This is a genomic window from Aliiroseovarius sp. S2029 (genome assembly GCF_023195575.1).
GTDB classification, from domain to species: domain Bacteria; phylum Pseudomonadota; class Alphaproteobacteria; order Rhodobacterales; family Rhodobacteraceae; genus Aliiroseovarius; species Aliiroseovarius zhejiangensis.
This window is the reverse complement of record NZ_JALPQE010000006.1, coordinates 95,831-114,811: the sequence shown is the minus strand read 5'-3', so window position 1 is coordinate 114,811 and position 18,981 is coordinate 95,831. Positions and strand designations below refer to the sequence as shown.

Annotated in this window: 16 protein-coding genes; 7 read left to right on the top strand and 9 right to left on the bottom strand. The window is 61.4% G+C overall.

Annotated features, from left to right (window positions below; all coding sequences use genetic code 11):
• Nucleotides 1-6: 6 nt before the first annotated feature.
• The gene (locus MUY21_RS13370) at nt 7-672 is read right to left on the bottom strand and encodes a DUF6064 family protein (protein ID WP_248410846.1); all 666 of its coding nucleotides are present in this window, start codon (nt 670-672) and stop codon (nt 7-9) included.
• 164 nt (nt 673-836) lie between these two features.
• Complete coding sequence (locus MUY21_RS13365; protein WP_248410906.1) at nt 837-1,583, bottom strand: lytic murein transglycosylase; 747 nt, start codon at nt 1,581-1,583, stop codon at nt 837-839.
• A gap of 271 nt (nt 1,584-1,854) precedes the next feature.
• On the opposite strand from MUY21_RS13365, the gene MUY21_RS13360 reads away from it, so the two are divergent.
• Nucleotides 1,855-2,643, top strand: a complete 789-nt coding sequence (locus tag MUY21_RS13360) for a DUF2189 domain-containing protein (RefSeq protein ID WP_248410845.1) — start codon at nt 1,855-1,857, stop codon at nt 2,641-2,643.
• 99 nt (nt 2,644-2,742) lie between these two features.
• On the opposite strand, the gene MUY21_RS13355 is transcribed toward MUY21_RS13360, so the two are convergent.
• The 4 genes from MUY21_RS13355 to bcp form a co-directional block, all read right to left on the bottom strand.
• Nucleotides 2,743-3,255: a polymer-forming cytoskeletal protein gene (locus tag MUY21_RS13355; protein ID WP_191285719.1), complete on the bottom strand. Its 513-nt coding sequence runs from the start codon at nt 3,253-3,255 to the stop codon at nt 2,743-2,745.
• Entirely contained in the window at nt 3,245-4,549 is a 1,305-nt protein-coding gene (locus MUY21_RS13350; protein WP_248410844.1) for a M23 family metallopeptidase, read from the bottom strand. The genes MUY21_RS13355 and MUY21_RS13350 overlap by 11 nt, the downstream gene beginning before the upstream one ends.
• 204 nt (nt 4,550-4,753) lie before the next feature.
• Nucleotides 4,754-5,626 carry a ferritin-like domain-containing protein gene (locus MUY21_RS13345; RefSeq protein ID WP_248410843.1) on the bottom strand — a complete coding sequence of 291 codons (873 nt, stop codon included), beginning with the start codon at nt 5,624-5,626 and terminating at the stop codon, nt 4,754-4,756.
• Nucleotides 5,623-6,105, bottom strand: a complete 483-nt coding sequence (gene bcp / locus MUY21_RS13340; RefSeq protein ID WP_248410842.1) for a thioredoxin-dependent thiol peroxidase — start codon at nt 6,103-6,105, stop codon at nt 5,623-5,625. The genes MUY21_RS13345 and bcp overlap by 4 nt, the downstream gene beginning before the upstream one ends.
• 118 nt (nt 6,106-6,223) lie before the next feature.
• On the opposite strand from bcp, the gene MUY21_RS13335 reads away from it, so the two are divergent.
• The 5 genes from MUY21_RS13335 to lpdA all read left to right on the top strand — a co-directional run bounded on the left by MUY21_RS13335 (nt 6,224) and on the right by lpdA (nt 14,550).
• Nucleotides 6,224-9,880: an AsmA-like C-terminal region-containing protein gene (locus MUY21_RS13335; protein ID WP_248410841.1), complete on the top strand. Its 3,657-nt coding sequence runs from the start codon at nt 6,224-6,226 to the stop codon at nt 9,878-9,880.
• Nucleotides 9,881-9,944: 64 nt separating this feature from the next.
• On the top strand, nt 9,945-11,006 hold the full coding sequence (queA, locus tag MUY21_RS13330; protein WP_248410905.1) for a tRNA preQ1(34) S-adenosylmethionine ribosyltransferase-isomerase QueA: 1,062 nt from the start codon (nt 9,945-9,947) through the stop codon (nt 11,004-11,006).
• Nucleotides 11,007-11,115: 109 nt separating this feature from the next.
• Entirely contained in the window at nt 11,116-12,363 is a 1,248-nt protein-coding gene (locus tag MUY21_RS13325) for an MFS transporter (protein WP_248410840.1), read from the top strand.
• A 57-nt stretch (nt 12,364-12,420) separates the two neighbouring features.
• Complete coding sequence (locus MUY21_RS13320; protein ID WP_248410839.1) at nt 12,421-13,005, top strand: DUF924 family protein; 585 nt, start codon at nt 12,421-12,423, stop codon at nt 13,003-13,005.
• A gap of 150 nt (nt 13,006-13,155) precedes the next feature.
• The gene (gene lpdA / locus MUY21_RS13315; RefSeq protein WP_248410838.1) at nt 13,156-14,550 is read left to right on the top strand and encodes a dihydrolipoyl dehydrogenase; all 1,395 of its coding nucleotides are present in this window, start codon (nt 13,156-13,158) and stop codon (nt 14,548-14,550) included.
• Nucleotides 14,551-14,621: 71 nt separating this feature from the next.
• Here lpdA and MUY21_RS13310 read toward each other — a convergent pair whose 3' ends face one another.
• The 3 genes from MUY21_RS13310 to MUY21_RS13300 form a co-directional block, all read right to left on the bottom strand.
• Nucleotides 14,622-15,050 carry an SRPBCC domain-containing protein gene (locus MUY21_RS13310; protein WP_248410837.1) on the bottom strand — a complete coding sequence of 143 codons (429 nt, stop codon included), beginning with the start codon at nt 15,048-15,050 and terminating at the stop codon, nt 14,622-14,624.
• Nucleotides 15,043-15,366: a metalloregulator ArsR/SmtB family transcription factor gene (locus tag MUY21_RS13305; RefSeq protein WP_248410836.1), complete on the bottom strand. Its 324-nt coding sequence runs from the start codon at nt 15,364-15,366 to the stop codon at nt 15,043-15,045. The genes MUY21_RS13310 and MUY21_RS13305 overlap by 8 nt, the downstream gene beginning before the upstream one ends.
• Nucleotides 15,367-15,509: 143 nt before the next feature.
• A complete protein-coding gene (locus MUY21_RS13300) occupies nt 15,510-15,863 on the bottom strand; it encodes a rhodanese-like domain-containing protein (RefSeq protein ID WP_248410835.1) in 354 nt (117 codons plus the stop codon).
• Between the two features lie 212 nt (nt 15,864-16,075).
• Between MUY21_RS13300 and uvrA the strand changes: the two genes are divergently transcribed.
• The gene (uvrA, locus tag MUY21_RS13295; RefSeq protein WP_248410834.1) at nt 16,076-18,946 is read left to right on the top strand and encodes an excinuclease ABC subunit UvrA; all 2,871 of its coding nucleotides are present in this window, start codon (nt 16,076-16,078) and stop codon (nt 18,944-18,946) included.
• Nucleotides 18,947-18,981: the final 35 nt, after the last annotated feature.

Here is an 18,981-nt window from a genome sequence, read left to right as displayed (position 1 = left end):
GCGCGCTCAGCTTGCCCTTGATACGGCTGTCCGCCCGGCGGCCGGGTCCGACCAGCGCAGGATCAATAATACCAGTGCATAAAGCCCGGCGACCAACATGATCGCGTCTTCATACACGCCATATTTCGGGATCTGGATGAAAATCGGTAACGGAACCGCCCAGAACAGCAGCACGCCATAGGCGATCTTGTCGGCCCGCGGCAGCGCGAAGGTCAGCATCAGCAGCGCAAGCGCACTGGTCGGGCAGGGAAACGCGCCCAGGAAAATCGTGCGGGGGAATGTGTGTCCCATGGCAAGACTGATCGCCGGATAGGCAGCGATCGTGACCGCCAGCACCATCGCAACGGGCCGTTGCCATCCAGCCGCCGGAGGGCGGAACGCCATCCTCTTGCGAAACAGGTCGGCCGCGAATACGAGCGCAACGACGCCGAACAGTGCGGCAAACACATAATTCCCGGCCAGATCTCGACCGATCGTCAGAAAGAACACAACACTGATCCAGGCGAACAAGGCAGCTAGACAGGTGCGCATCACGGTGTCGGCGACGATACCCGGACGGACAAATACCAGCGCCATCGCGCCAAGCGACGCTAGATACAGGATGATCTGTGCGGGCCAGATCCGCTCGCCATACACGGCGATTATGCCCCACCATTGCTCTGAACTCAGCATTTTCGCGCCCTCCTGCAAAGACATGTCGACCTGCAAGGATCAACATTTCCAGTCTAGGCGAAGCTGCGCATGCCTCATTGACGCGCGTCAATGAAGGGTTGCGAGATTGTGCTGGCACAGATCGTGACCGCACATTACGCACCGTCACGTAGCGGCGCGATGGATCAGCCGTCGATCCGCGCCGCCATGATCGCGATGGCCTGCTGATAGACGCTGGCCGCGTTCCATTCCTTGATCACCCGATAATTGGGCTGGCCCTTTTGATACCCTTTGCCGGGCTTCCAGCCCTTCTTGCGCAGGAAATTCGCAGTCGAGGCCAACGCATCGGCAAGGTTGTAAAGGTCCACGCGCCCATCCCCCGAAGCGTCGATGCCATAGGTATAGGCATTGCCCGGCAGGAATTGCGTATGGCCCAGCTCTCCATGCTTTGCGCCGCGCGTATTGGCGGTGATCGTGCCCCGGTCGACCAGCTTCAGCGCCCCGATGGCGTGGGGAATGAAAAACTGCGGTCGGCGGCAATCATAGGCCAGCGTGGTGATCGCCGAGACCACGGGCGTGTCGCCCATGAAGCCGCCAAACCCCGTTTCCATCCCGTGAATGGCCAGAAGCACCCCGGCAGGCACGCCGAAATGTTTTTCGAGCGATTGATAGAAGCCCGGATTGCCGGCCTTGCGCTTGCGAGCCTGCGCGACGATCGTGTCGGCCCCGCGCACCGACATGAACTTGGACAGGGAATACTTGAACGACTTCTGGTTGCGGTCGGCGCGGATCGTCGCGGTGGAATATTGCGCCGAGGCCAGCGCCTGCAACCCGCGCTGACCGACCCCGGCAGCCTTGGCGTCTTTGGCAAAATCGGCCTTCCAGCGTTCAAACCCACTGGCGTTATTTCCACAGGGGGCGCCTGTGGCCATCGCGGCGCTGAGTGTCAGCGCGGATCCCGCAATAAAGAGTGTTTTGAAAACAGACATAAATTCAATCCTTCGTTCGGCTTGGCCGAGTGTATGACATTTGAAGTTTGGGTAAAGGCTTTGCATTCACCATTACAACACGCAACGCGGCGATCCCGTGCCGCGAACGCGCCGTGAAACACATTAACACATTCAGAATCTTGACGGATCGCACCGAAGCCGCAAAACTTATGCCACGCGCGACAGTGGATGAACCCACGCCCCAGGAGGTGCAATGTCTGACTCTACTCATCCCGTGGCCTCGGTGCCGCCAAATATCGAACAAATCGGCTTTGAGGACATCATCGCGGCGTTGAAGGCGGGGCTGCGTGATTTCACACGCGCGCCCGCCTTTGGCCTGTTCTTTGCCGGGTTCTATGTGATCATGGGGATCGTGATCTATCTTCAGCTCGATGTGCTGGACCAAAGCTATTGGATCATTCCCGTCGCGCTGGGGTTTCCGCTGCTGGCGCCGTTCCTGGCGGTCGGGCTTTACGAGGTGAGCCGACGGCTTGAGGCCGGCGAACCCCTGGACTGGGCGCAGGTGCTGGGGGTCGTGTTCAACCAGAAGGATCGGCAGTTTCCGTCCATCGCCATGGTGATCATCATGATCTTTATGTTCTGGGTCTTTGTCGCCCATCTTGTCTTTGCGATCTTCATGGGGCTTGAGCCACTGACCAACATCACATCAAACTGGCAAGACGCGATCCTGAACCGTAATGGCATCACGATGCTGGCGGTGGGCACGGCGGTCGGGGCAGTTCTGTCATTTTGCCTGTTTTCGCTGACCGTGACCAGCTTGCCGCTGCTTCTGGACCGCGAGTTGGATTTCATCACCGCGATGATCTATTCGTTCCAGTCGGTCCTGCAGAACCTTGTGCCGATGCTGGGCTGGGGGTTCATCATTTCGGTGCTGATGCTGATCGGGATGCTGCCCTTTTTCCTGGGGCTGTTCGTGGTCCTGCCGATCCTGGGTCACGCCACCTGGCACCTGTATCGCCGTGTGATGAGCTTCGAGGAATAGGCGAACGCGTCCGGGCGGCGCGGGACAAGGCACCCGGAGCCGCAAATAATAGAAGGCCGCCCACCGGGCGGCCTTGTGCAGTTGGAATTGTAATTCGGATCAGCCGTTGTCGGGTTTCGCGCCTGCAGGGGCTTGCGGTGCCGGTTTGGCCCCGCCCAATGGGTCGTCCTGACGCTGTACCGAGCCTTCGAAATGGGCGCCGCTTTCGATGGCGATGGTTTTGTGGATGATGTCACCTTCGACGCGCGCGGACGAGGTCAGGCGTACTTTCAGGCCTCGCAGGCGGCCAATGATGCGACCATTGATCACCACGTCATCGCCGACGACCTCGCCCTTGACGGTTGCGGTTTCGCCAATCGTCAACTGATGGGCGCGAATGTCGCCTTCCACCGTGCCTTCGACCAGAATATCGCCGGTCGACTTGACGTCACCCTTGATCACAAGGTCCGACGACAGGGTGGATGCGGGCGGCTTGACCTTTGGAGCAGCCGACGACGGTGCGGGCGGAACAGCCGGGGCAGAGGATGCGGGCTTGTCCGACTTTGCCTCGGTTGTGGTTTCCTTGTCACCGGCTTTGGGGCCGGGTTCATTGATCCTGCTTTTAGAGAACATCTTTTGCTGCCTTGATATAGACCATCGGGTTGATGGGCTTGCCACCGACGCGCACCTCATAGTGAAGATGCGGTCCGGTCGACCGCCCGGAGTTTCCAATATCACCAATTCTATCCCCGCGCGAGACCCTTTGTCCTTTTTGCACATTCATGCGCGAAAGATGGGCGTATCGCGTCTCGATACCGAATTCGTGCTGGATCTTGATAAGCCGCCCATAGCCCGAGCTCCACGAGGCGCTGATCACGACGCCATCGGCGGGGGCATAGACCGGGGTGCCGATCGGGGCGGCGAAATCGGTGCCGTTGTGCATCCGGCCCCAGCGCGAGCCAAAGCCCGAGGTGAAGCGGAAACCGGATTTCACCGGCATTCCGAAGGGCATCTTCTGTGCGGCGATGCGATACAGGTTCATCCTGTCCAACTCGCTCAGAATGTTGTTGGCGCGTTCGGCGTCGGGGTCGGGCCCCTGGCCGCGCGTCGACAGGATCAGCGGAGTCAACGGGCCGCCCTGACCGGAATAGCCGCGGCGCACCTGATCCAGAATGTGATCCACCGACATGCCGGATTTGGCGAACATCTTGTCCAGCGGCTCAAGCGAGATCGTGACGGCGTCTTCAAGCTGGCGGAAGATCTGGTCGTTGCGCTCGTCGCGCAGACGGGCTTCATACAGCATGTCCTGTGCGAACCGTTCAGCTTCGACCGCGTTTTGCGCGACAAGATCGCGTTCGGCGGCGGTGCGCGACAGCTCTGATGTCAAAAAGGCCAGGGTTGCGTTGGTCTGTGCAGGGGCCGCCCCCGATCCGCTGGCGTTCTGATCTTCCTGTGCGGCGGCCAACATCGTCTCAAGACTGTCTTTCGCCTTGTCCCGTTCGCCCATGGTGCGGCGCAACGTGGCCTGGATCACGCCGATGCCGGTCTCGAACTCCTTGCGCCTTTCCTCGGAGGCCAGCAATTCGCTTTGCATCTCGGAAATCTCGCTGAGCGCCAGGTTGAACCGCTCCTGCGCGGCGGCGGCTTCGGCGGCGCGGGCGTCGCGTTCTTCGGACAGGGTTTGCAGGCGCTGTTCATACAGGCGTTTGTCACGCTGCGCCTGATCGCGCATGTTGCCGGAGCCGATGGAATCCATCAACAGAACGGCGGTGGCGATGATCGACCAGGCGATGAACGCGGCCGAGCCCGTCCAGCCAAGGGCCTGCGTCAGCGGAGACAGCCGGATGAATCGCGTGCCGGTTTCCGAACGCAGGAAAAGCCGCTGTTCCGGAAAGACGCGTTCAAGCAGGTGGTTAACCTTGTTCATCCAGCTGATATGCAAGTCCGAAGCCCCGAATTCATCCCTTTGATCCCGTGTCCTTGGGATATCCAGCTTCTGATGGTGATCCCCGCAGACCCGTGGTCCTTAACGTGGGTGACACATTCACGCAAGGAATTTTGAATTTCCTTAACAATTGTCAGGGTTTCAAGCGAGATTCTGCCGACGCGCCGCCGGGTGGTGCGCCGCAGCTCAGTCCGGTGTGCCGCGGCTTTGTGGCGGGGTTTCACCGGCCAAAGGCCAATAGAAATCCGGGGGCAGTCCGGCTTCGGCACGTTTTTCTTCGTTGAACGGGGGCTTCAGGGCTCCGTGGAAATACCTGCGCACGAGGTTATGAAAGGTGTCTTTCGGGTCCAGTTCATGACGCCCGCACAGAAAATGAAACCATTTCGAGCCATAGGCAACATGCCCGACCTCTTCGGCATAGATCACCTCAAGCGCGGCCACCGTGTCGTCCAGTCTGGCCTTGCGGAACACCTCGATCATACCGGGGGTCACGTCCAGCCCGCGCGCTTCAAGCACCATCGGCACCACCGCCAGACGCCCCAAAAGGTCTTGCGCCGTATCTTCGGCGGCGCGCCACATACCCGCATGGGCGGCGAGGGCGCCGTAATGGCTCCCCAATTCTTCAAGACAGTCGCTTACCAGATTGAAATGCTTGGCTTCTTCGTCTGCCGCCTTGACCCAGTCGTCATAAAACCCCAGCGGCATCGGCGTATCGGTGAACCTTGCGATGATATCCCAGTGCAGATCCACCGCATTCAGTTCGATATGTGCCACAGCGTGCAAAAGCGCGATCTGCCCTTCGCGGCAGCCGGGGCGGCGGCGCGGCACATCGCGCGGGTGTTTCAAAACGGGCCGATCCGGGCGGGCGGGGAAATCGGGCGGGGTCGCATGACCTATGATCTGTTCGCGTTCAGTGAGCGGCGCGGTGATCGTGCCGCTTTCGCGTGCTGCAAACCATTCGGCGGCATATTCGCGGGCCAGGGCGGTCTTCTCGCGCCCGTCGGCGGTGCGCAACACCGCATCGGCCATTTCTGCCAGCGGGCGCGACAGGGCGGTCATGCGCCGACCAATGCGCGGGTGGCAGCCAAGACCTCGTCCGCGTGGCCTTTCACCTTCACCTTGGGCCACGCCTGCGCAACCTTGCCATCCGGCCCGATCAGGAAGGTCGTGCGCGTGATGCCCATATAGGTGCGGCCATAGTTCTTTTTCTCGCCCCACACGCCGTAGCGTTCGCAGACATCCCCATCCGCATCTGACAAAAGCGGCACGCTCAGGTCTTGTTTCGTGCGGAAGTTCTCGTGCTTTTTCAGGCTGTCCTTCGAGACACCGAACACATGCGCCCCCAGCGCGCGAAACTCCGGCAACAAGGCCGAGAAATCCAGCGCCTCGGTGGTGCAGCCAGGCGTGTTGTCCTTGGGATAGAAATACAACACCACCGGCGCCGGGGTCAGGTCAGACAAGGTCACGGGCGCGCCACCGTCTTGCGGCAGGGTGAAATCCGGCGCAATATCGCCTGTCTTCAGCATGTTATCGGTCATAGTCTTGGCTTTCCCTGTGCTCTGTCACTAGTGTTTCCCGAACTTTCCTTCTATGCCGTTTCGTATCAGGATGAAAGGCACGCGGCCGCAGGGCCAAACGGGCATCTGGACGATCTGCATGACCAAAGACGACACCCCAACGGAACACGAGGACGCAAAAGACCGGCGCCCCGATTGCGATGGCCCCGATCGCGATGACGACATGTCCTCGGCATCCGGAGAGGGGATTGAGCCGGTCCCTGAGAAGACCGGGCAAGATGAGCGGCAGGATGACGCGGACCTCTCGGACGCCGATGCCAAGAACGATGATGGCGGAACGGCTGTGATGGTCGATGACGTCACGGCCGTGTCAAAGGATGACGCGACAGAAGAAACCGCCGCCCTCGTCGCCACAGCGCGACCCTCGCGCCGGAAGAAAGCCAAGGGGTTGGAAAAGCACGAAATCCCGCCCGAGCAGCGGGCGCGCCGTCGCAGGCGCCTGAAATGGCATTTCGGCATCTGGTCCTTCGTGATGATCGCCCTTGCGGCGCTGTTCCTGGCGCTTCTGTCCATGTCGGTCACTGGGCATGTGTTTGTGCTGCCGAAATGGGCGACCGAGCGGATCGAGCAGAAGATCAACAGCCAGACCAACCGGGTGAAACTGTCGCTGTCGCAGGTTGAACTGGGCGTGACGCGGCTGGGTCTGCCCCGGTTGCGACTGGTCGATCTGGGGGTGCGCGATGAAACCGGGCTTGAGATTGGGCGGCTGAACGCCGTCGAAGGCTCGCTTTTGCTGCGACCGGTCCTGTCGGGGCGGGTGGAGCCGGCGAGCCTGTCGCTGCGTGGCGCGCAGATCACCATCCGCCGCAGCCGGGACGGGTCGTTTGATTTGAGTCTGGGGCAAGGCATCGGGGCCAGCGGTGACCTGGCGTCCGTGCTTGATCGCATCGACGCGGTGTTTAACACGGGCATCCTGGCGCACACGGACAGTATTTCCGCCACCAACCTGACCATCACGCTGGAAGACGCGCGCACCGGGCGTCTGTGGCAGGTGACCGATGGGGCATTGAAGATCAGCCAAACCGCGCAGGCGGTCGACATGACGCTGTCCTTTGACGTGTTCAACCAGACCGAAGAGCTGGCGGAAACAGTGCTGGGCTTTCGCTCGGTCAAGGGCAGTTCGTCGGCTCGGCTGACCGCAACCTTCAAGAATGCGCGTGCGCGCGACATTGCCGCGCAGACGCCGCTTCTGACCTTTCTGGGTCTGGTGGACGCGCCGATTTCCGGGGCGCTGCGCACGGTGATTGACGAGACCGGGCAGGTCTCTGGCTTGGCGGGGACGCTGGAATTCGGGGCCGGCAGCCTGTCTCCGGATCCCGCCGCCAGGCCGGTCAAGTTCACTGGTGGCAAGGTCTATCTGGACTATGACCCCGAACGCGAGCGGATGAATTTTGCGCAGGCGACGCTGCAATCGGACTGGGGCGAGGTTCAGGCCGACGGACATTCCTATTTGCGCGGGTGGTCCGGCGGTTGGCCGACCGAGTTGCTGGGCCAGTTGAACGTGACCCATGCACGGATCAGCCCGCCCGATGTCTTCGAAGCGCCGCTGGCGCTGGGGCAGGGATCGGCGGATTTCCGGCTCGGCCTTGCCCCGTTTCGTGTCGATGTCGGGCAGTTTGCCATCACCCATGACGACGCCCTTGCCACGGGAACGGCACGGATCGGGATTGGCGACGATGGCTGGTCGGTCGCCATTGATGCCGCCGCAGGTCATGTCAGCCCCGAACAGGTCACGGCATTCTGGCCCCTGACCAACGGGCAGCGCACCCGTCTGTGGGCGCGCGATAATGTGACAGAGGGACAGTTCACCAATGTGACCGTCGCCTGGCGCAAACAGCAGGGCCAACCCGCCCACACCGCGCTGAGCGCGGGGTTCGAGGGCGTGACCGTGCGCGCGGTGAAAGAGATGGTGCCGATCGAAAATGCCTCGGGCCAGTTCACGATCGACGGGCGGCGGCTGGTGGTCACGGCGGATCAGGGTGTCTTGCGTCCGAAGGATCGTGCGGGCCGGGTGGCGGGGGTGCTGGACGCGTCGGGAACGAGCTTCGTCATTCCCCAAATGGCGCGCCGGCCGGACGATCCTGATGCGCCGCGCCCGCCGGTGCCGGCCTGGGTGGATCTGGCAGTTTCCGGTCCGATGAAAGCGGCGCTGCACCTTCTGGACGACAAGCCGTTTCGCATCTTTCGCAACGCACCCGAAGGGGCGCTTGGCCCCGATATGGCCCGCGGGCGCGTGACGCTTGGTGGTCGGATCGACATTGCCATGCAGCCGAAAGTGCCGCGCAGTGCCATCGACTATCGTCTGGCGGGGACGCTGAGTGCGGTGAAAAGCGACACCATCGTGAAAGGGCGTTTGCTGGAGCTTCCGCGCGCCGATCTGTCGGTCAGCACCGAAGGCGTGCGCATCGCAGGGCAGGGGCGGTTGTCGGGCGTGCCGGTGTCGGGCACGTGGTCACAGGTTTTCGACGATGGAAGATCGACCGGGACGTCCACGGTATCGGGCGAGGTGACGCTGAATCAGGCCTTTCTGGATGCGTTTTCCATCGGCCTGCCCGCCGGTAGCGTGTCCGGTGCGACCAAGGGCAGCTATGAAATCGCATTGCAGCGCGGCGAAGCCCCGCGCATCACGCTTGAGGCACCGCTGGCCGGGGTCGGGCTGAACATCGCGCCGCTGGGCTGGTCGAAACCTGCGGGCCGCGCGGGGTCGCTCAGCTTGTCGGGCAGGCTGGGATCGGCCCCGGTGATCGACGACCTGACGCTGCGCGCCCCGGACCTGGACGCCAAGGGCAGCGTGATCATGGCCGAGGGCGGTGGGCTGGTCGCGGCCCAGTTCGACAGGGTCACTCTGGGTGGTTGGCTGGACGCGCCGGTGACGTTGACGGGACGCGGCGCGGGACAGCCGGTTGCGGTCACGGTCAAGGGCGGCACGGTCGACATGCGCAAGGCCACGCTTGGGTCGGGCCGGGGCGGTGGTCAGGCCGGGGCGCCGGTGCCAATCTCGCTTCTGCTCGACCGGCTGGTGATTTCGAAAGGGATCACGATCACCGGCTTCGATGGGGACTTCACTCGCGCGCGTGGCGGGTTGAACGGCACGTTCCGCGGTCAGATCAATGGCGGCCCGGCTATTCGTGGCACCGCCGCCCCGCAGCCCAAAGGCACGGCTTTTCGGCTGACCAGCCAGAATGCCGGGGGCGTGTTGCGCGCGGCGGGTGTGCTGAAAAATGCCCGCAACGGCACGATGGAGCTGATCCTGGCCCCGGGCGGAGGGAAGGGCGTTTACGACGGCAACCTGAAGATACAGAACATCGACGTGCATGATGCCCCCGCGATGGCCGAACTGCTGTCCGCCATATCGGTCGTTGGCCTGCTGCAACAACTGGGCGGGCAAGGCATTCCGTTTACCGATGTGGATGCGCGCTTTCGGTTGGATCCCGACAAGATCACGATCTACGAGGGGGCCGCGACGGGGCATTCCATAGGGATTTCGATGGATGGCTACTATTTCCTCGGCTCGGGTCAAATGGACATGCAGGGGGTGATCTCGCCATTCTATGTCGTGAACTCGGCCGGGCGCATCTTTGCCCGCAAGGGCGAAGGGCTGGTCGGGTTCAACTATACGCTCAAAGGCACCGCCGCAGATCCCAAGGTCGGGGTCAATCCCCTGTCACTGTTCACGCCGGGCTTTTTCCGTGACATCTTCCGCCGAAACCCGCCCACGCGACCCCAGCCGGAGTGACCGGCCACACGCGCCAAAAATGAACCCGTTGACGCCGGACGCCAAGCCCCCTAAACGCGCCGCCATGAAGCTGAGTGATTTCAATTTTGACCTGCCGGACGACCTGATCGCAACGCGACCGGCGCGCCCACGCACGGCCAGCCGCCTGCTGGTGGCCACACCGGATCGGATGGTGGACGCACAGGTCAGCGACCTGACCGATTGGCTGCGCCCCGGCGACCGGCTGGTGCTGAATGACACCAAGGTCATTCCCGGCCGCCTGTTCGGCACCCGCACGCGACCCGGGCAGGCCCCCGGCGAAGGTGTTGCAAAGATCGAGGTCACGCTTTTGTCCCCAGACGGGGCAGGGCAGTGGCACGTGATGGCCAAGCCTTTGCGCAAATTGCGCGACGGGGATGTCATCACCTTCTCGGAAAAGCTCTGGGCGACCTATCTGGGGCGCGACGATGATCAGGCGCTGATTTGCTTCAACATTGAGGGCGATGATTTCGACGCGGCGTTGGCTGAGGCGGGCAAGATGCCTCTGCCACCCTATATCGCCGCCAAACGCGCGGCGGATGCGCGGGACAACGAAGATTATCAAACCGTCTTTGCCCGTCACTCCGGCGCGGTGGCAGCGCCCACGGCGTCGCTTCACTTTGACGATGCGCTGCTTGATCGGATCGCCGCGATGGGGGTGGGGCTGACCCATGTCACCCTTCATGTGGGGGCGGGCACCTTTCTGCCGGTCAAGGTCGATGACATTGCACAGCACAAGATGCACGCCGAATGGGGCCAAGTCAGCGCCAAAGCCGCTGCCGAAATCGAAGCGACCATCGCCGCTGGTGGGCGCATCATTCCGGTCGGCACCACGGCGCTGCGGCTGATCGAAAGTGCGGCTACGGCATCCGGCCGGATCGCGCCTTGGCAGGGCGAGACCGACATTTTCATCACCCCCGGGTTCCGGTTCAACATCACCGATGGGCTGATGACCAATTTCCACCTGCCGAAATCCACCTTGATGATGCTGGTGTCGGCCCTGATGGGCACGGACCGGATGCGCGCGGTCTATGACCACGCCATCGCGCATCGCTATCGCTTCTTTTCCTATGGTGACAGTTCCCTGCTTCTGCCGGATCGGACCTAATACCGGAAACGCGGGTCCGGGCCGGTGCCGGGCGCTGAAATGTCGTGAATTGTCGTTGGTCCGGAGGTTTGGCCTGCTAAGCTGACCGGGACGCAAACAGGAGACCTCCATGCTGCAAGTCTTGTCAAGCTCCTGGGCGCTGCTTCTGGGCATGATGCTGTTGATGGTCGGCAACGGTGTGCAGGGCACGCTTCTGGGGATCAGGGGCGGGTTGGAAGGGTTTTCCACCTTCCAGCTTTCGATGGTCATGTCCGGCTATTTCGCAGGCTTCCTGTTCGGGTCGCGCATGGCGCCGATCATGATCCGGCGGGTGGGGCATGTGCGGGTGTTTGCGGCGCTTGGCTCGTTCATCTCGGCGGTGCTGATCCTGTATCCGACGTTCACCGATCCATGGGCCTGGACCGCGCTGCGCGTGATCGTCGGCTTCTGTTTTTCGGGGGTGTATGTCACGGCGGAAAGCTGGCTGAACAACGCGGCCGACAATGAAAACCGTGGCAAGGCCCTGTCGCTTTACATGTTCGTGCAGATGGTGGGCATCATCGCCGCCCAGGGGCTTTTGGTGATTGGGGATCCCGGCGGGTTCATCCTGTTCATCCTGCCCTCGGTGCTGGTATCGATTGCCTTTGCCCCCATTCTTCTGTCCGTCAACCCAACCCCGGCGTTTGAGACGACGAAAGGTCTGAGCCTGCGGGAGCTGTTCGATATTTCGCCGATGGGCTGTGTCGGGTTCATGTTGCTGGGCGGCGTGTTTGCCGCGCAGTTCGGCATGGCCTCGGTCTTTGGGCAGCAGATCGGGCTGACGGTGGGGCAGATCTCGGCCTTTGTGTCGGCGCTCTATATCGGGGGGCTGGTCCTGCAATACCCCATTGGCTGGATCTCGGACCGGATGGACCGGCGCATCCTGATCCTGATCGTCACGGCAATCGCCGCCATCGGGGCGATCCTGCCGGTGCTGTTCGGCGTCCGGTACGATCTGCTGCTGCTGGCAGCCTTCCTGCTGGGGGGCATGACCAACCCGCTTTACGCGCTGCTTCTGGCCTATGTGAACGACTTTCTGGAACCCGACGACATGCCCGCAGCCTCGGCCGGGTTGATCTTCATCAACGGGGTGGGGGCAATTGCCGGCCCGGTGGTGACAGGCTGGGTGATGGGCATCATGGGACCGTTGGGGTTCTTTGGGTACATGGCGCTGCTGCTGGTCGGGTTCCTGGCCTATGGCCTGTGGCGCATGACGCAGCGGTCCGGCCCGGCACCGAAGGACACCGGGGCCTATATGACAATGTCGCCCGCGGCCTCCCCGGTTGCCGTTGATATGGCGCAGGAGGTCTGGGCCGACGAGGCGGAAGAGGACGAATAGTGCCCGCTTGCACCGCTCCCCCGACCCGCTAGAGTGAGGGGCTGAGGAGGTGCCCGCATGAGCGAACCAAGTGAGATCATCAGTTTCTGGATCGACGAGGTCGGACCGAAGGGCTGGTATGACGCCTCGGACAAGCTGGATCAGACGATCCGCGACCGGTTCATGGCCGATTATGAAGCCGCTCGCGACGGTGCGCGCGATGCCTGGCGTGACAGCCCGGACGGGGCACTGGCCTTTCTGATCCTGACTGACCAGTTCCCGCGCAACATGTTCCGGGGCGACGCCCGGTCGTTTGCCACCGACCCCGCAGCGCGTGCCTGCGCGGACCACGCCATTGCGCGCAATCTGGATATGCAGATCCCATTGCCGGACCGGCAGTTCTTCTATCTGCCCTTCGTGCACAGCGAGGCGATGGAAGATCAGGACCGCTGCATCGCCCTGATGGCCGAACGCATGGCCGAGACGCCGGGGCAGGGCGACACGCTGCACGCCCGCGTCCACCGCGAGATCATACGCCGTTTCGGCCGCTTTCCCTATCGAAACGAGGCCCTGGGCCGCGACAGCTCACCCGAGGAAATCGCCTTCATAAAGGACGGAGGCTATACGGCGCTGCGCAAACAGCTCGAAGCGCAGCGGGCCTAATGCGGTGTTGCCTGACCTTGGCAACTGTGCTCCCATAATCTTGCATGTTGCAGGGTTTCGCAGAGCGACTGGCAGGGTTTCCCTGACGTCATTGATCCATTGAGCAAAATAGTTTAATGCCAAACTATCTTAGGACGAGGAGGAGACCCCATGGCGGGAAACGCTTTTGATACCGTGGTCATCGGCGCCGGTCCCGGCGGGTATGTTGCCGCCATCCGCGCGGCGCAACTGGGCCAGAAAGTGGCGATTGTCGAACGCGAACACCTGGGCGGTATCTGCCTGAACTGGGGCTGTATTCCGACCAAGGCGCTTCTGCGCTCGGCCGAGGTGTTTCACCTGATGCACCGCGCCAAGGAATTTGGTCTGTCCGCAGGCAAGGTCGACTATGACCTGCCTGCCATCGTGAAACGTTCGCGCGGGGTGGCCGCACAACTGTCGGGTGGTATTGGACACCTGATGAAGAAAAACAAAGTCACCGTGGTGATGGGTGAGGCAACGATTCCGGCCAAGGGCAAGGTCTCGGTCAAGACCGACAAGGGGACCGAGGATCTGACCGCCAAGAACATCGTTCTGGCCACCGGCGCGCGCGCCCGCGAATTGCCGGGGCTGGAGGCTGACGGCGATCTGGTCTGGACCTACAAACACGCGTTGAACCCGCCGCGTATGCCGAAAAAGCTGCTGGTCATCGGATCAGGCGCCATCGGCATCGAATTTGCCAGCTTCTTCAACACATTGGGCGCGGATACCACCGTTGTCGAGGTGATGGACCGCGTGTTGCCCGTTGAGGACGCCGAGATTTCGGCCTTCGCCAAGAAGTCTTTCGTCAAGCAAGGTATGAAGATCATGGAAAAGGCCATGGTCAAGCAGCTTGATCGTGCGAAAGGCAAGGTCACCGCGCATATTGAAGTGGGCGGCAAGGTCGAAAAGCACGATTTCGACACCGTAATTTCTGCCGTCGGCATCGTCGGCAACGTGGAAGGGCTGGGGCTTGAAAAGCTGGGCGTCAAGATCGACCGCACCCATGTGGTGACGGACGCGCATTGCCGCACCGGCGTCGACGGCCTTTATGCGATCGGAGACATCGCCGGCGCGCCGTGGCTTGCCCACAAGGCCAGCCACGAAGGCGTGATGGTCGCCGAGCTGATCGCCGGTCTGCATGCCCATCCCGTGAAGCCCGAAAGCATCCCCGGCTGCACCTATTGCCACCCGCAGGTGGCCAGTGTCGGCCTGTCCGAAGCCAAGGCAAAAGAGCAGGGGTATCAGATCAAGGTGGGTCGTTTCCCCTTCATCGGCAACGGCAAGGCCATTGCGATGGGCGACCCCGAGGGCATGGTCAAAACCATTTTCGATGCCAAGACCGGCGAGCTCCTGGGCGCCCATATGGTAGGCCCGGAAGTGACCGAGATGATCCAGGGTTATGTGGTCGGCAAGACGCTGGAAACCACCGAAGAAGAGCTGATGCACACGGTCTTCCCGCATCCGACAATCTCGGAAAGCATGCACGAAGCGGTGCTGGACGCCTATGACCGCGTCATTCACATGTAAGACAGAAAGGCCGGGTCATTGCCCGGCCTCTTTTCAGTGTGCGTGGGTGGTTCGGTAGGACAAACTGCCATTCAGGCCAACGCCTCATCCAGCTTGGCAAGGATCGCGGTCCAGCCGCCTTTGTGGTTGTCGCGGCTTTCTTCGGACGGGAAACGGATGTGATGCAGGCGCAGATCTGTGCCTCCGTCTTTCGGCGTCAGATCCAATGTGACGATCGATTCTTCGGCCGTGCTTGCATGCGATTCCCACGTGAATTGCAGCTTTTTGGCCCGATCAATGATCCTATATTCTCCTTCGTGCGGCAGATCGCCCGCGTTCGGTACCCGCATGATGATGCAAAAACGTCCCCCGACTTTGGCATCGACGGTCGCGTCGGGCACGGTGACGCCTGCGCCGGCAATCATGAATTTCGTCAGCATCTTCGGGTCCAGCCACGCATCGAACACCCGTTCGGGCGGGTAGGGGATGTGGCGGGTGATTTCGAGGGATAGATCAGTCATTGTCGTCCTCCTTCAAGGCAGCTTCGAGGGCATCCAGCCGCAGCGCCCAGATCGAACGCAATTCGGCAAACCATTGATCGATGTCGGAAAGCGGCCCCATCTGCACTTCGATCAAATGCTCGCGCCATTCGGTGCGCCGGGTCGCCAGGCCACAGGCCTCAAGCACTTTGATGTGTTTCGAGACCGAGTTCAGGCTGATGTCAAAGTGATGTGCGATATCTGTGACGCGCATTGGGCCTTCTTGTGCCAGCAAGGTCAGGATCGCACGGCGATTGGCATCCGATGCCGCCTTGAGAACGGCGCTGAGGTGGTCCATGTCGTTTCGTTCAGCCATATGGGTGAATAACGGAATCAAAGATATCAGTCAACCAAGAAGGTGAATGACGATTTGGCTCTACCATCAAAAACCCGCGCGGGCTGGGCCTGCGCGGGTTGCGTTGTGGGGGGGGTGTAGGGCGCTTACCGCTCGATCTCGCCGCCTGCCTGATGCCAATGCCCTAGTCCGCCGATGTTATAGACCTCGTCATAGCCCAGTCGTTTCAGAACTTGCGCGCCTTGGGCAGACCGCGCGCCGGACGCGCAATAGAGCGCGATGGGCTTAGTCGGATCAATCGTCGCGTTGAAGTCCGGCCCCTTCGGGTCGCATTGAAAGGGCATCACCGTCAGCGGCACAACGACAGCGCCCTTGGCCTTGCCAGTCATCTGCACCTCGCCGTGGTCGCGCACGTCGATCACCGTGATCTCGCCAGCGCGGGCTTTGGTCACGGCCTCGCGCGGGTCCATTTTCGCGCCGCCCATCATGAAACCAAACATGTTTTCGCTCCTGTCCCGAAAAGGGTTTGATCCGGGATATAGATCGCAACGTATTCAGGTCAATGGGTCTGAGAATTAAAATTCAAGAAAGTGAATGTAACGGGCTGGGCAACGCAGCGCGTTTACAAGTGTTCCGCAAATGTTCTAACTTTCCGATTGTCCCGCCGCGCGGTTTGGCCTAACCGTTAAGCAATTGTGAACTGGGGGTCAGAATGGCCGAGTTGAAAGAAATACAGGTCCGCGGTGCGCGCGAACACAACCTGAAATCCATCGACGTGGATATTCCGCGCGATCAGCTTGTGGTGATCACCGGGCTGTCCGGGTCTGGCAAGTCTTCGCTGGCGTTTGACACGATCTATGCGGAAGGGCAGCGGCGGTATGTCGAAAGCCTGTCCGCCTATGCGCGGCAATTTCTGGACATGATGGAAAAGCCCGATGTGGATCACATCGCGGGGCTGTCGCCGGCGATTTCGATCGAGCAAAAGACGACTTCGAAAAACCCGCGTTCAACCGTGGGCACCGTGACCGAGATTTACGACTATCTGCGCCTGCTGTTTGCCCGCGCGGGCACTCCCTATTCCCCCGCCACCGGCCAGCCGATCGAAGCCCAGCAGGTTCAGGATATGGTCGACCGCGTGATGCAGATGGAGGAGGGCACCCGCGCCTATCTGCTTGCCCCCATCGTGCGCGACAGAAAGGGCGAATATCGCAAGGAATTTCAAGAGCTTCAGAAAAAAGGGTTCCAGCGCGTCAAGGTCAATGGTGAGATGTATGAGCTGGACGCCCCACCCACACTGGACAAGAAGTTTCGCCACAATATCGACGTGGTGGTCGACCGGATCGTGGTGCGCGAAGGGATGGAGCAACGGCTTGCCGACAGCTTCCGCACGGCCCTTGATCTGGCCGACGGGATTGCACTGTTGGAAACCGCGCCGAAAGAGGGTGAACCCGAGATTTTCACCTTCTCGGAGAACTTCGCCTGTCCGGAGTCCGGTTTTACCATTCCGGAAATTGAACCGCGCCTGTTTTCCTTCAACGCGCCGTTCGGGGCGTGCCCGGTCTGCGACGGTTTGGGCAAGGAGCTGTTCTTTGACGAACGCCTCGTAGTGCCCGACGCCACGCTGCAAATCTATGACGGCGCTTTGGCCCCGTGGCGCAAGGGCAAGTCGCCCTATTTCCTGCAAACCATCGAAAGCATTGCGCGCCATTACGAGTTCGACAAGAACACGCCATGGAAAGATCTGCCCAAACATGTGCAACAGGTGTTCCTGTATGGATCGGGCGAGGAAGAGATCAAGTTTCGCTTTGACGAAGGCGGGCGGGTCTATGAGGTGACGCGACCGTTCGAAGGCGTGATCCCCAATATGGAACGCCGCTATCGCGAAACGGATTCGAATTGGATCCGCGAGGAGTTTGAACGCTATCAGAACAACCGCCCTTGCGGCGCCTGTGGTGGGTATCGGCTGCGCGACGAAGCCTTGGCCGTGAAAATCGGGTCCGGTGACGCGCTGTTGCATGTGGGGCAGGTGGTCGAAATGTCGATCCGCGAGGCACTGGCCTGGGTCGAGGATGCGCCCAATCATCTGTCCGCTCAGAAGAACGAGATTGCCCGCGCCATCCTGAAGGAAATTCGCGAGCGTCTGGGGTTTCTGAACAATGTGGGTCTGGAATACCTGACGCTCAGCCGCAACTCTGGCACGTTGTCGGGTGGCGAAAGTCAACGGATCCGTCTGGCCAGCCAGATCGGCTCGGGGCTGACAGGGGTGCTATACGTGCTGGACGAGCCATCCATCGGGTTGCATCAGCGCGACAACGGGCGGCTTCTGACCACGCTGAAAAACCTGCGCGATCAGGGCAACACCGTGATTGTCGTTGAACATGACGAAGAGGCCATCCGCGAGGCCGATTATGTCTTTGACATGGGGCCGGGGGCCGGGGTGCATGGGGGCGATGTGATTGCCCACGGCACGCCCGCCGATATTGCCGCCTGCGAGGCGTCGATCACCGGGCAATACCTGACCGGCACCCGCGAAATCGCGGTGCCCGCCCGGCGGCGCAAGGGCAATGGCAAAGCGGTGAAAGTGGTGAAAGCCACGGGCAACAACCTGCAAAACGTGACCGCCACCTTCCCGCTGGGCAAGTTCGTTTGCGTCACCGGCGTGTCGGGCGGGGGCAAATCCACGCTGACGATCGAGACGCTGTTCAAAACCGCATCCATGCGTCTGAACGGCGCGCGCCAGACGCCAGCACCTTGCGAAACCATCAAAGGGCTGGAGCATCTGGACAAGGTGATCGACATTGACCAACGACCCATCGGGCGCACCCCGCGCTCAAACCCAGCGACCTATACCGGGGCCTTCACGCCCATTCGCGAATGGTTCGCCGGGCTGCCCGAAGCCAAGACGCGCGGCTACAAGCCCGGTCGCTTCAGTTTCAACGTCAAAGGCGGGCGGTGCGAGGCCTGTCAGGGCGACGGTGTCATCAAGATTGAGATGCATTTTCTGCCCGACGTCTATGTCACCTGCGAAACCTGCAAGGGCAAACGCTATAACCGCGAAACGCTTGAGGTGCAGTTCAAGGGCAAGTCCATCGCCGATGTGCTGGACATGACGGTCGAGGATGCACAGACCTTCTTTCAGGCCGTGCCCTCGATCCGCGACAAGATGGATGCGCTGATGCGGGTCGGTCTTGGCTATATCAAGGTGGGCCAGCAGGCGACGACCCTGTCAGGGGGCGAGGCGCAGCGGGTGAAACTGTCGAAAGAGCTGTCGAAACGGTCGACCGGGCGCACGCTCTATATCCTCGACGAACCGACCACCGGCCTACATTTCGAAGATGTGCGCAAGCTGTTGGAAGTGCTGCATGAACTGGTCGATCAGGGCAATACGGTCATCGTGATTGAACACAATCTGGATGTGATCAAGACCGCCGATCATCTGATTGATATTGGCCCGGAAGGCGGCGACGGAGGCGGGCGCATCGTGGCCTCCGGCACCCCGGAAGAGGTCGCACAGGTGGCGGAGAGCTATACAGGACACTATCTGGCGCAAATGCTGACGCCGATTCGCAAGGCAGGCGAATGAGCCACGAAAAAGCCCGGCTGAACAGCCGGGCTTTG

Bases quoted from the DNA above. Each gene is read 5' to 3' on its own strand.
- MUY21_RS13370 (WP_248410846.1), bottom strand. From the start codon at position 672: ATGCTGAGTTCAGAGCAATGGTGGGGCATAATCGCCGTGTATGGCGAG.
- MUY21_RS13365 (WP_248410906.1), bottom strand. From the start codon at position 1,583: ATGGCCACAGGCGCCCCCTGTGGAAATAACGCCAGTGGGTTTGAACGC.
- MUY21_RS13360 (WP_248410845.1), top strand. From the start codon at position 1,855: ATGTCTGACTCTACTCATCCCGTGGCCTCGGTGCCGCCAAATATCGAA.
- MUY21_RS13355 (WP_191285719.1), bottom strand. From the start codon at position 3,255: ATGTTCTCTAAAAGCAGGATCAATGAACCCGGCCCCAAAGCCGGTGAC.
- MUY21_RS13350 (WP_248410844.1), bottom strand. From the start codon at position 4,549: ATGAACAAGGTTAACCACCTGCTTGAACGCGTCTTTCCGGAACAGCGG.
- MUY21_RS13345 (WP_248410843.1), bottom strand. From the start codon at position 5,626: ATGACCGCCCTGTCGCGCCCGCTGGCAGAAATGGCCGATGCGGTGTTG.
- bcp (WP_248410842.1), bottom strand. From the start codon at position 6,105: ATGACCGATAACATGCTGAAGACAGGCGATATTGCGCCGGATTTCACC.
- MUY21_RS13335 (WP_248410841.1), top strand. From the start codon at position 6,224: ATGACCAAAGACGACACCCCAACGGAACACGAGGACGCAAAAGACCGG.
- queA (WP_248410905.1), top strand. From the start codon at position 9,945: ATGAAGCTGAGTGATTTCAATTTTGACCTGCCGGACGACCTGATCGCA.
- MUY21_RS13325 (WP_248410840.1), top strand. From the start codon at position 11,116: ATGCTGCAAGTCTTGTCAAGCTCCTGGGCGCTGCTTCTGGGCATGATG.
- MUY21_RS13320 (WP_248410839.1), top strand. From the start codon at position 12,421: ATGAGCGAACCAAGTGAGATCATCAGTTTCTGGATCGACGAGGTCGGA.
- lpdA (WP_248410838.1), top strand. From the start codon at position 13,156: ATGGCGGGAAACGCTTTTGATACCGTGGTCATCGGCGCCGGTCCCGGC.
- MUY21_RS13310 (WP_248410837.1), bottom strand. From the start codon at position 15,050: ATGACTGATCTATCCCTCGAAATCACCCGCCACATCCCCTACCCGCCC.
- MUY21_RS13305 (WP_248410836.1), bottom strand. From the start codon at position 15,366: ATGGACCACCTCAGCGCCGTTCTCAAGGCGGCATCGGATGCCAATCGC.
- MUY21_RS13300 (WP_248410835.1), bottom strand. From the start codon at position 15,863: ATGTTTGGTTTCATGATGGGCGGCGCGAAAATGGACCCGCGCGAGGCC.
- uvrA (WP_248410834.1), top strand. From the start codon at position 16,076: ATGGCCGAGTTGAAAGAAATACAGGTCCGCGGTGCGCGCGAACACAAC.